This window comes from Candidatus Brocadiia bacterium (assembly GCA_041658285.1).
In the GTDB taxonomy this organism is placed as follows: domain Bacteria; phylum Planctomycetota; class MHYJ01; order JACQXL01; family JACQXL01; genus JBBAAP01.
Genome location: JBBAAP010000016.1, coordinates 19,229 through 33,913 on the forward strand (window position 1 = coordinate 19,229; position 14,685 = coordinate 33,913).

The following is a 14,685-nucleotide window of genomic DNA, read 5'->3' on the forward strand; positions in this document are numbered from 1 at the left end:
TTAGTATATTTGAAATTATAATCCTACGGTAATGTCTGGTAATAAAGAAGCAATTATGAGAAACGGGCGTATCTACATAAAGTTAAGCGTAATGCTGCTGGTTGCAGTGGCCATGCTGGGTTACGGCGGCTTCTGTCAGGATGAGGCCGCAAAGGTGATCACCGGCAGCAGCAACGTGGCGCCGGAAACGCCATCAGGCCTTACGGCTGTGGTGTCATCGCAGACGCGTATAATCTTGTCCTGGACGGACAACTCCGGCAATGAGGACGGATTCGTAATCCAGAGGAAAACCGGCAGCGGCGGGAGTTACCAGGACCTGGCCAGCCTACCCGGAAACAGCACGTCCTGCACGGACACGGCCATTACCCTAGCCGAGACCTATTATTACCGGGTTCTGGCCTTCAACCAGGCCGGTCAAAGCGCCTTCTCCAACGAAGTAAATATCAGCACAACCTGGACGATCAGCAGTCTGGACAGCACCGGCAATGTCGGCGGGTTTTCATCCATAGCCGTTGACGGGGTTAACAAGATGCACATCAGCTATTATGATTACACTAACGGAGACCTTAAATACGCTACAGATGCTTCCGGCAGCTGGTACGGCAGCCCGATTGATATACTAGGAGAGGTCGGCGAATATTCCTCCATCGCCGCGGACCATGGGAACAACGCTCATATTTCCTATTACGACAAGACCAACACTAATCTTAAATATGCCAATAATATAGGCGGATTTTGGCAGAATTACACCGTAGATGATGCGGGAGACAACGGATTTTACTCGTCAATCGCGGTAGATTTGGCTGATAAGGTGCATATTTCGTATTACAACAGCACCTCCAGCGACCTTAAATACGCCACCAACGCTTCGGGCAGTTGGCAGACCTATACGGTGGATTCAGCCGGGCAGGTGGGGTTATTCTCATCGATCTGGCTGGACCAGAATGGCAAGGCCCATATCAGCTATTACGACCAGACCAACGGAGATTTAAAGTATGCGACCAACAGTTCGGGTCAATGGATTACCTATACGCTGGATTCCGGCGGAAACGTGGGTTTGCATACGAGCATATGCCTGGATGCCAATGATAAGGTCCATATCAGCTACAGCGATTGGGGCAGCCGCAATCTAAAGTACATCACCAACAAAAATAATGTCTGGAGTATTGAGCTGGTCGATTCGACCGGAGACGTGGGCGATTTCAGTTCTCTGGCGGTGGACGGGACCAATAAGGCGCATATCAGCTATTACGACGTGACCAACCGGGCGCTCAAGTACGCCACCAACCAGCCGGGGAACTGGGCAATCAGCGTGATTGACAGCAATGATTCCGGGGAATACAGCTCCATTGCCATCGGCAACAGTAAAATAAACATTTCATATCTGGATCATAAGAATTGGGATTTAAAGTATGCCAGTACGCCGCTGGAGATATCAATGATTAATCCGCCGGCTAATCTGGGCGTGGTGACCGTCTCAGCTACACAGATCAACCTGTCCTGGCAGGATAATTCAACGGATGAAAGCGGATTCAAGATCGAGCGTAAAACAGCCGGTTCGGATTACGTGGAGATCACATCAGTCATTTCCAATACGGTAAACTGGCCTGATCTCACGGTGGCGCCATCGACTACTTATTATTACCGGATAAGGGCTTATAATACCGAGGGAAACAGCCGGTATTCCAACGAGGCTAACGCCACGACATTGTTCGCCACGCCGGCCGCCGTAATTCTGAGCAGTCCGGCCAATGGGGCGGTGGCGGTTTCGCCCAGCCCGGTATTATACTGGCAACCAGCCAGCTATACGGCCACCTACCAGATTCAGGTATCGACCAATTCCGGGTTCAGCAGCACCCTGGTTGACCAGTCCGGGATAACCGGCACCAATTACTCCTTGAGCAACCTTAATACGCTAACCACCTATTACTGGCGGGTCAAGGGGCATAACCCCGGCGAGCAGGGCGACTGGTTAAATGTTTGGTCCTTTACCACATCGGTAAGTATTCCGGTTTTGGCGGCTCCGGCCAACAATGCCGTTAACCAGGCCATAAACATCACGCTCAGCTGGAACGCCATATCCGGGGTGAGCACTTATGACCTGCAGTACGGGACGGACCCGGGGTTTAGTTCTGGCACCAGCATCATCGCCTCAGCCGCGTCTTATTATGTAAGCGGCCTGTCAAACTCCGCGACCTATTACTGGCGTGTCCGGGCCAACCATTCCAGCGGCGCCAGCCCCTGGAGCACGGCTTGGGTCTTTACAACCATTGTGTCCATGCCGACCCAGCCTAATCCGGTTTCACCGGCAGACGCATCCATCGGGCAGTCGGTTTCGACAAGTGTATTCTGGAGCCTGTCACAGTACGCCGAATCTTACCAACTCCAGGTGGCTACATCATCCGGGTTTACTAATATTATTCTGGACCAATCGAATATCGCGGTGACTTCGTACTCTTTATCAGGATTAACGGTCTTAACCACCTATTACTGGCGGGTCAGGTCAACTAACCTGGCCGGGACAACGGCCTGGTCGAGCACTTATAGTTTCACCACCACCATCAGCCCGCCCACGCTCACGGCGCCGGGGAATAATGCTTTCGGTATCCCCAATAATCCGACATTATCCTGGACCTACAGCCTGCCGGATACCACATACCGGCTGCAGGTATCAACCGGCAGTGATTTCCAGGCAATCATAATTGACCAATCAGCCATAACCACTACATCCTATCAAGCAACTAACTTAAACAACAGCACCGTTTATTACTGGCGGGTAAAGGCGATAAACACATCGGGCACCAGCGATTGGTCAGGCGCCTGGTTATTAAACATCATAGTCGGCAATCCTGCGGTGGTGGTGCCGGCTAACAACGCCTACGGCGTCAGCACCTCGCCGTCATTGAGCTGGACAGCGCCCAACGGGGCTACGGCTTACCGGTTGCAGTTGGCCACAGATGACGGATTCAATGATGTCATCCTGGACCAGAGCGGCATTGCCGTCACCTCGTTCCCGGTCAGCGGGCTGTCGACTTGGACCACCTATTACTGGCGTTTGATGGCCAGCAATTCGGGCGGTCCGGGAAACTGGTCAAGCACAGCATCATTCACCACCACCATGGATGCGCCGGTCTTAAGCGCGCCGGCAAATAATGCCAGCAGCATCCCGACCAGTCCGTCCTTGTCCTGGGATACAGTCAACGGGGCGACTTCGTATCGGGTGCAGCTGTCAGCAAACTCGGGTTTTACTTCTATTTTGGAAGATGTCAGCGGGGTAACCGCCACCAACCATACATTAGTTACCACCTTGGCCTACAACACCACATATTATTGGCGGGTTAATGCTGATAATGTCCAGGGCACCTCGGGCTGGTCGGCGGTATACAGTTTATTCACGGTTATCGCGCCGACCACATTGGCCCTGCCGGCTGAGGCGTCAACCATGCAGCCGCTGAGTTTAAACCTGGAATGGAACAGCTCGGCTTATGCGACTTCATACCGTTTGCAGGTATCAACCAACTTGAGTTTTTTCAGCACGGTCCTGGATCAGAGCGGCATAAGCGGCACCAGCTACCCGGTCAGCGGATTGAGTTATCTGACTACTTATTATTGGCGCGTCCAGGTGACGGGAGGGTTAGGTACATCGAGTTGGTCAATCAGCCGGAGTTTCAGCACCATTCCGCCGCCGCCGGTTCAGCCGGCATTATACTTCCCGGTTGATAATACTACCAGGTTTTCGGCCACGCCGACCCTGCGTTGGTATGCGGCCGATTACGCCCTGAATTACCGGCTGCAGGTATCCGATGCCATAGATTTTGGCAGCCTGGTCACGGATGTCCAGTTGGCCGGATTGTCGTATGTGATAACGACCTCGCTGACAAATAACACGCTTTATTACTGGCGGGTCAGCGCTTCTAACAGCACCGGCACCTCGGCCTGGTCAACCATATGGAATTTTACGACCATTCCGGTAATCCCGAATGGCGCAGTTCCGGAATTACCTTCTGATGGACAAACAGGCGTATCACCATCAATCACGCTGATTTGGCAATCAGCAACCAATGCGTCTACATATACTATTAAGGTGGCCAGCGATAATTTATTCTCAAATATCGTGGTGGACCAGTCCGGCATAGCCCAGACCTCTTATGCGGTATCCCTTATCCACGGCAACACCTATTATTGGTCGGTCAGGGCGAGGAGTGTTGGTGGCGAGGATAGCGACTGGTCGGCGGCCAGTAGCTTTAAAGTTATTGGAATGCCGTCTTTATACTTGCCGAATAATAATTTTATAACCTCAAGTGATAATATAAACTTATCATGGAATGTGGGATCCGAAAATACCTCTTACCGGCTTCAGCTAAGCAAATACCCTGATTTTGAGACGACCATTGTTGATCAGGATGGTTTGGTAAGTACTGTTTATAATGTCAGCGGCCTGGAAAACTGGAGCACCTATTATTGGCGTATCAAGGCCAGCAGCCCCAACGGGACTTCGGACTGGACCATGGCGTATAGCTTCTCCAGACAGCTGTCGAATTCGGGCGGCAGCCAGGGCTGGGCATACTTTAAGCCGATAACTTTGACCAATGCCGGCTCGGCCTTGACCGAATACCAGGTCGCGGTTACGCCTTTTACTGATCCGGCTTTCATTAATAATTCTTCGTTGGTCGGCAGCTGGCATTTTTCGGAAGGTACCGGCACCAGCGCAATGGATATGTCCGGCAATAATAACTACGGTCAGCTGATGATCGGCGGCACTCTGGTGGATAGCTGCGATGCTAATACCGGCTGGTCCAAGGGCGGGGCAGCCGGCAATATCACTGCCACCACCAGTATCTATAAAGAGGGGACTGGCGCTTTGACCATGTCCAAGACCGGGACTGATAATGCGGATTCCTACATGGAAAAAACCATATCGGCGACGAATATGCAGAATAAGTATATTAATCTTTGGCTTTATATCAGTGATAGCACCGCTTTAGGTAAAATAAATAAAGTAGAACTCTTTATTATGGAGTCTGGTTATGTTTGGTATATCTATAAAACGCCTATTACGCCATCTACTTTAAAAGTAGGCTGGAACTTGATTTCTTTCAATACCGCCAGCCCGACAGGTTCTCATGGAACACCTGACCTGACGTCAGTCACCAAGATAAGGATTGATGTTGACACTAATAATATTGCCGATACTTTTGCCAATGACGAGATTATCATTGATTACTGGTTTCTGACGACACTGCAGCCTAGTTTACCGGCCTGGGTGGATGGCCGCTTTGGAAAGGCATTGTCTTTTGATGGGACAAGCAATTATCTTGTCGTGCCGGATAATTCGGCCTTAAGAACAAGCAATTACAGCGTAGAAGTGTGGATATATCCAAACGGTGTGCCTGATGAAGCTTGGAAAGGAATTATTGGGAAACCCGGCCGGAACTATAATATTTGGCTTAATCAGAGTGGTTACATCCACCACAGATTCCATAATTCCAGCAGCACTAATGCCGGGGCGCCGAACACATCATCCGGTTCAATTACTTGGAATGCCTGGAATTATATAGTAATTACCAATGACAGCATAAATGCCAAGACTTATATAAACGGCGTAGAAAAAGCCAGCGGTTCGGCGGGTGGGGCTCAAATAGTAGATAACAATCCTTTATATGTGGGCAGAAGTTTAGACGGTGGATCCAGTAATTACTTTAAGGGTATTATAGACGAGGTTAAAATACATAGCCGAGCCTTATCTGCCGACGAGATTAATATCCGCTATAGCAGTGGAACGCCTCAGATTAGGCATGATTATGCCGATGTTCGCTTCACCAACCAGGCCATGACCCAGGAATATCCTTATTGGCAGGAGTCAGATAAAAAGTTCTGGGTAAAAATTCCGTTCATACCTAATGGAACTTCGGTAATGATGATGTGCTACGGTAATCCTTCGGCCTCTACCGTCTCAAACGGCAATAATGTTTTTGAATATTACGACCCGGAAAATAATGATTCCACTTGGATAAAATATTCCAACAATCCGGTGCTTAATCTTGGTAATGGTGTTGGAGCTACCCATGTATTAAACCCCAGTATAATAAAGGCTGAGGACGGGACTTATAAAATGTGGTATCGTGGTGATGATTCGAACCAAAGAATTGGGTATGCTACGTCTACGGACGGTGTCAATTGGACTAAGGAATATAATACCGCGGTGCTTGATAAGAATGCTGGTGCATCGTGGGAGCAGACTCATGTGCTTAACCCATCGGTTATAAGCGATACCGGAACATACAAAATGTGGTACTCAGGTATGAATGGGGCGGCATGGAAAATCGGTTATGCCACATCAAATGACGGTATTGGTTGGACCAGATACATTTCTAACCCGGTGTTGCTTAACGGCAGTGGTTGGGAATCTACTAATGTTGGTAGCTCGATGGTCATCAAGGATGGTGCGGAATATAAAATGTGGTATAAGGGATATGACGGCACTAACTGGCGTATCGGGTATGCCACGTCAGCAGATGGGATTACTTGGGATAGAAACCCCTCTAACCCGATTATTAATCTGGGTTCAGGTTGGGAAGTAAGTCATGCTTATGAGCCGTTTGTTATGAAAGATGATGATGGTAATTACAAAATGTGGTATTGCGGCCATGATGGAACGAACGTAAGATTAGGTTATGCCTATTCCGACAATGGAATAGACTGGGTAAAATATGCATCAAACCCGGTATTGAATCTAGGTGCCAGCGGCACCTGGGATGATTATCATACCTATAAATGTTATGTTATCAGGGATGATGGCACTTATAAGATGTGGTATTCGGGCTATGATAACCCAACCTGGCGTATCGGTTATGCTTATACCCGCCCGGTTAAAACCGTCGTGCCGGCGCCGACCGTTTCATCGCCTGGTATTCAAGGGCCGATAAACCAAACTACAGATTTAGTCGCATCGGTTATGGGCCTGACTCAGGTAGACCTAAACTGGACGGATAATTCGCCAGCCGAGACAGGGTTTAAAATAGAACGTTCCTTTAACGGTACAGATTGGGCTCAAATAGCTGCGCTTCCACCCAATACAATATTCCATTCTGATACAACCGTAACACCGACTAATACATACTATTACCGGGTGATGTCGTATGACCAGAATGGTAACGACCCGTATTCCAATCAGGCCGTGGCCCGGACCTCTATCCCGGATGCGCCCAGCGACTTGATTACATCTACCGTTAGCGGTTCAACCGTAATGATTCAGTGGGCTGATAATTCTATCAATGAAAATGGGTTTAAGATTGAACGCTCATTAACAGGAACCTACTGGACCGAAATAGCCAATCTGTCGCCTAATACGACGTCATATACAGATAATACCGGTTCTGTATTCAACCGGTTCTATTATCGGGTCAAGGCCTATAACGCTATAGATAACAGTGTTTATTCTAATAGCTTATATGTCACCAACTCTCTGGCAAATTCCGGCGGGGGCAGCTGGCAATATAACCGTCCTATCGTCATTAACAACGATGTATTGGGTAATAGCTGGACTAAATTAGACACTAATCCGGTCGTGATTAGCTCTACCGGTTGGGAAGCAAATCAGGTTGCTGGGTCAACCGTTATAAATGATTCAGGAATCTATAAAATGTGGTACCAAGGGTATGATGGGACAAAGTGGCAAATCGGCGGCGCTACATCAACTGACGGAATCAGCTGGACCAAGGATCCGGCTAATCCGGAGGTTATCACCGGAACCTCCGGCTGGGATGCCAAGGGTGCAGCACAGCCCACGGTTATTAAGGATTCTGGTGAATATAAGATGTGGTACCAAGGTTCTGATGGGTCTAAATGGCAAATTGGTTATGTCACTTCGACTGATGGGACTACTTGGAATAAATATATATCCAACCCGGTAGTCATTACCGGCACAACCGGTTGGGATTCCAAAGGCGTTGCCGCTCCTACGGTTTTGAAGGATATTGACGGTACCTATAAGATGTGGTATCAGGGATCTGATGGCACTAACTGGCGTATCGGTTATGTCACCTCAACAGACGGAACTACCTGGAATAAATATTCCAATAATCCGGTTCTTACAATAGGCTCGGGTTGGGAATCTAACCACGTCGGCCAACCCATGGTCATCAGGGAAAGCGACGGAACCTATAGAATGTGGTATTACGTCAATAATGCTGTTAATAACCGCATTGGCTATGCCACCTCACCGGATGGGATTACCTGGACAAAATCTACCTCAAACCCGGTTGTTAATTTCGGCATCGGCTGGGAAACCAACGTTACAGCCCCAGCGGTTATCAAGGAAATCGATGGCGTCTATAAGATGTGGTATAGCGGATCGAATTACCTGGGAAACAATGCTATTGGTTATGCCACATCCGCGCCAACCCTGATCAATTATCCGGTGCAAGTTTCTCCATTCAATGATGACACTTTTATTAATAACACTGAGCTTGTCGGCAGCTGGCATTTCTCAGACAACACGACCGTTCTGACCAGCACCGATATGTCCGGCAATGCGAACCACTTATATGTCATCGGGGCTGATAGTGTTGCTGGCAGATTCGGCAATGCCTTAAGTTTAGACGGTACCATTAATAAATACGGCTACGTCACTCATACATCTGTATTTGCCGCGGCTAACCCAACAATTGAAGCATGGATAAAACTAACCCGCAATGATTTGGACCAGACCATCGTTTCAGATTGCATCGAGGGCGCCTGGGGTAATGGGCGTGGTTATAATTTCAATGTCCATAACACCGGCAAGCTCTATTTTACCGTGGGTAACGCCAGCGGTTCTTGGAAATACGTTTTTGGAAATACAGTTTTGCAGCCCGATACCTGGTATTACGTGGTGGCATTGTATGACGGGACCAACCTAAAAGTTTACCTGAATGGGGCCGAAGATGGAACAAGTAATATCGGAGCCGTTACCATAAATTACACGGCTAATGGTTCAGGCGGACCTAACCCCAGTACTCTGTACATTGGGGCGCAACATAACAATACCGACAGTAGCGCCACGACGGCGCTTGATTTAGCCAATCTTTTTAACGGTATTATTGACGAAGTTAAAATCTACAACCGGGTTCTTCCATCCTCTGAGATTGCAACCCGGTATAACTCCGGAAATCCTTGGATAAAACATGATTATTCTGACGTCAGATTTACGAATAACACTATGACCCAAGAATTTTCATATTATCAGGAGACTGATAATAAATTTTTGGTCAATATACCATCTTTACCGAATGGTGATACGACCATCCGAATGATCTATGGCAATACCTCAGCACAGAATCAGAGTACATATTCAGTAATTATTGCCCCTCCTGGAACTGGTGGAACCATAACTATTTTGGATGATTATTATATACATACCTTTACATCTTCCGGGACATTTATACCAAGCAAATCTGGAGATGTTCAGGTTTATGCCTGGGGTGGAGGCGGAGGCGGAGGATATACCGGTGGTTCTGGGACTGGTGGTGGTGGTGGTGCAGCTAATGGTACAGTAACAGTTGCTCCAGGTTCTTATTCCATTGTTGTTGGTGGTGGTGGATCATCAATAGCAGCCAGTGGAGGGGCTGGACCAGTGGTTCCCGGAGGAGGGGGGCAACTATCTGGGGGATGGGGAGGTCAAGGCGGTGGGTTGTCAGGATTATTTATAACATCTGTAACACAAGGAAATGCATATTTAATTGCCGGCGGCGGTGGCGGCGGAGCATGGGAAGGTCCAAATGGCGGTGCCGGAGGTGGAACGAGTGGCGTAGCAGGAGGCAATGGAACTGATGCTGGTGGTGGTGGTGGAACTCAATCCGCTGGTGGTGCAGGCGCTAACGGTTCTGAAACAGGGACTGCATTACAAGGTGGTAGGCCAACAAATCCAGATACCGGAGGAGGCGGCGGCGGTGGTGGTGGCTATTGGGGTGGCGGCGGCGGATCAAATAACAGTACTGGTTCAGGTGGTGGAGGCGGTTCCGGTTATTATAACCCAACTTATGTTTCTTCCGCAATATTAACACCTGGTTCCGGAGCAATACCAGGTGATTCCGGAAATCCTTTTAGAGTCTCGGCTGGTAATGGAGGCGCCTCTGGTCCAAATGCCGGCGCCTCTGGCATTGTTATAGTACGCTACCCTCGACGTAATATTGTCTCGCCTGAGCCAACTGCGAACGCACCAGAAGGGCAGTCTGTGTTAAATACACCATCCAATTTTATTGCTAATGTTGTTTCCGGAAATCAAATTGACCTGAGCTGGCAGGATAACTCTGTTTATGAGGATGGATTCAGTATCGAGCGTTCATCTGATGGCATTAATTGGGTTCAGATTGCCACAACCACTGAAAGCAGTACTATCTATTCTGATACGACCGTCACACCAACTAATAATTATTATTACCGGGTGGCTTCATACAAACAAAGCGGTAACGATCCGTATTCCAACCAATATGCCACCGGTACTTCAATGCCTAATGCGCCGACAGCCTTAATAGCATCTGAGGTAGCTAGCTCATTTATCACGCTTGGCTGGACCGATAATTCTGTCAGTGAAAATGGATTTAAACTGGAACGATCCCTTGACGGGATTAATTATACCATAACATATACTCTTCCGGCAGGAACGGTAAACTATACCGATTCCGGCCTAGTTCAAAACACTACCTATTATTACCGCATTTTTGCTTATAACGGCATCGGTAATAGCGCCTACTCCAATAGTATATCAGAAACCACAAAGAATTTAAATATAGGAAATGGCCTTGATGGTTCTTTGGAAGTCAGCGCTTCTTTTAACATTAATACCCAGACTAACGGTAACAGCGGCCGAACAGCGGCAGATGGCGTAAACTTTACCTGCGTGGATGATACTGCTTCTGGTCAGAATCAAATAATCCTTAACAGCGCTACCACCACCGGGCTGGCTATAAATGATGAGATAATGATTATTAATCTTAAGGGCACATCTAGTAACTACGCGAATGTAGGTTTGTATGAATTTAAGCGTATCAGCAATATACAGAACAACGTACCATCCGGTAAAACTACTCTGACGCTTGACGCTAACCTAACAAATGCCTATAACGGTGCATGTGCCGTTGATGGTAGGGTTAATACAGGTGGGGGAGGCGGCGGAACTTCGGATATGATTATTTCCGGAATTCAACGGGCAGGAAACGGTGGTTCAGGCATCGTCATTGTTCGTTATGCTGTTTCAAGTGGTATTGTTGCCACGGGGGGCACAATTACAGATTTGAGTGGTGATAAAATCCATACTTTTATTTCAAGTGGAACATTTACAGTTACTGCAGGTAGTGGAAATATTCAAGTTCTTGTTGTTGCTGGTGGTGGCGGTGGTGGGCGCTATGGCGGTGGCGGTGGTGGTGGTGGCGTAATTTATAACGCGTCTTATGCTGTTTCTGTTAATTCATATACTGTAACCGTCGGTGCTGGCGGAGCGGGATGGGTTGGTGACGCGCAAAGCGGTGGTAACGGCGCAAATGGCTCTAATTCAGTATTCGGTTCACTGACTGCTACCGGCGGCGGTGGCGGCGGTAACTACGGTACCCCATTAAACAATAATAGTGCTGGCGCTTCTGGTGGCTCAGGCGGTGGTGCTGGTAGAAACGGCACCAAATCAGGAGGGGCTGCAAATCCTCCTGGGCAAGGGTATGCTGGAGGTGGGACATCTGGTGGTTATACTACTAACAGAGGAGGTGGTGGTGGGGGCGCAGGTGCGGTAGGCGCGGCAGGTGATTCCAGTAACGGTGCAGGAGGAGTAGGTCTTTCCTATTCTATTTCTGGTATAGCTACTTTCTATGGAGGGGGAGGTTCAGGATCACAACTTGACGGTGTGACTTTAGCAGGTGGTAATGGCGGTGGAGGAAGTGGCGCTGGGGCTGGTGTATCTGACATATCCCAGAAGATTATGGTCCAACGCGTACCAAATTATACCAATGTTACGGTTAACTCGGGCGGGTCAATAGTTTGTTCTGCTTGGGATGGCACCAAAGGAGGGGTTATTGCTTTAAGGGCTAATGAAACTGTTACTGTTAGTTCATTAAATGGGATTAATGCAAGTGGATTAGGTTACATCGGTGGAGCTGGAGTAAACTATACTCAATATGCTAATGGTGGAGAATCATTTAATGGGGTAGGTGGGGTTGGAGGAAGGGGTAATGGTCCAGATGCCGGTAGTGTCGGACAAGGTGGTGGTGGTGGTGCGGGTGATTGGATAGGTAATGCAACACAAAATAGTGGCGGTGCTGGAGCCATAGGAATTGGTGGCGGTGGCGGTGGCGGTGTTGATGATAATTATGGCTATAATTATGGCGAATATGCTGGTGGCGGTGGTGGTGGTGGGCATGGGTCTGCAGGAGAGGGAGGTAAAGGAGGGTATGGAAACGGAAATTCAGGTTCTGGCAGTACTGGTGGAACGGGTGGGGTTTCTTCTAATGTATCAACCGGAGGTTCACAATATGGTGGTGGTGGCGGTGGTGGTGGTACTGATGGGAGAGCCAATTCTTCGACATTAAATCAGCGTGCTTACATGGGAGGTGGCGGTGGCGCCGGTGGAGGTGCTTATGGTTATTATTCAGGTTGGCGGCAATATGATAGTGTTGCAGGCGCGAAAGGTGGTGGAATAATTTATGTGACATCCGAAACTATATCCATAAATAACGCTTCGTCGATAGTTGCAAACGGGGCTAGTGCAGCAACACCGAGTTCGTATTATACAACCCCTGGTGGAAGTGGTGGTGGTGCCGGTGGTTCAGTCATTCTGACCGCATACCAAACAACCAACTCCGGCAGTATCACGGCTAATGGCGGGCAGGGTAGCAACGCCGGCGGTTATAGCGGTGGCATCGGCGGCGGTGGCCGGACATTTGCCCAATACTTTGGATTCTCAGGCAATACGCCTGGACCTAATTATTTCTCTAGCAGTTCTCCCAGTAAATTGATATTTACTGTCCAGCCGGTTAATACAGCTTCCGGTTCTGCATTCAATCCGGTGGTTAGAGTCGCTGTCGCGGATAACTACAACAACATAATAACTTCAGCAACCAATGCTATTAGCATTACCGTTAACGGTGGAGCAACGCTGGGCGGAACAACTACGGTCAATGCCGTATCAGGCGTTGCTACCTTTGCCGGCGTAAACATAGGCGGCACGGCTACGACCGGGTATACGCTAAATGCTAAAGCCATGGGTCTGACATCTGCTACATCCAATACTTTTGCTATTACCCCCGGGGCAGCGGTCAAGCTGGGTTTTGATGTCCAACCGACTGATACAAACATTGATTCCGCGTTTAACCCGGTAGTCAAGGTGAAAGTAATGGATACCTACAATAACATCGTAACCTCAGCCAGCAATCCGATTAGTATCACCGTCAGTGGAGGGGCGACTTTAGGTGGAACAACCTTAAATGTTTCCGCAGTTAGCGGTATCTCTACCTTTACCGGTGTGACCGTAGGCGGTATAGCTACGACTGGTTATACTCTGAATGCGACCGGACCTAGTTCTGATGGACTGACGCCGGCCACCTCAAATGCCTTTACCATAACCGGAGTTAGCGCCGCAACCAAATTGGGATTTGATGTCCAGCCGTCCAATACGGCCGTAGACGCAGCTTTCAGTCCGGAGGTCAAGGTAAAGATAATGGATACCTACAACAACATAGTGACCTCAGCCAGCAACCCAATCAGCATTACGGTCAGCGGGGGCGCGACTTTAGGCGGGACAACCATGAACGTTACGGCCGTCAGCGGTATCGCCACCTTTAGCGGTGTAACCATAGGCGGAACGGCAGCGGCCGGATACACCTTGAATGCCACGGCGCCTGATGTAGACAGTTTAACGCCAGCCACATCAAATGCCTTTGCTATCACCGGATTTGGGGCCGCAGCTAAGCTTGGGTTTGATGTGCAGCCGACGAATACGGCTGCAGGAGCGGCCTTCAGTCCGGAGGTAAAAGTAAAGGTAATGGATACTTATAATAACATCGTCACCACGGCCGGAAATGCGATCAGCATCACGGTCAGCGCCGGAGCCAACTTAGGCGGGACGACCCTTAATGTATTGGCCGTCAGCGGCATCGCCACCTTTAGCGGTGTAACCATAGGCGGTACGGCAGCGGCCGGATACACCTTGAATGCCACCGGGGCTACGGCTGATAGTTTGACACCGGCTACCTCGAACTCATTTACGATAACTCCGGGTGCGTTAGACCATTTTACGGTGGTAGGGATTACCGATCCGCATACAGCCGGGACGCCGACGTCGCCGGTGGTAACGGCCTATGATATCTATAACAACGTTAAGACTAATTATCTTGGAACGATCACCTTCAGCTCGGATGACCCGCAGGCAGTATCGCCGACGCCGTATACATTTATCGGTGGTGATAACGGAGTCGTAACCTTTACCGGCGGCACGACCTTAAAGACAGCCGGCGAGAAGTATGTCCGGGTAACCGGCGATACCAAGACCGGGGAGCAGTCGGCGATAACGGTCAATCCGGACACAGCAGTCAAGCTGGGATTTGATGTCCAGCCGTCCAATACGGCCGTAGACGCAGCTTTCAGTCCGGAGGTCAAGGTAAAGATAATGGATACCTACAACAACATAGTGACCTCAGCCAGCAACCCAATCAGCATTACGGT

Annotated in this window: 1 protein-coding gene; it reads left to right on the top strand. The window is 49.1% G+C overall.

The annotated features are described in order from the left end of the window. Positions 1–55 precede the first annotated feature (55 nt). The coding region (locus WC980_10385) for a DUF2341 domain-containing protein (GenBank protein MFA5795456.1) at positions 56–14,685 on the top strand (14,630 nt) is incomplete at its 3' end.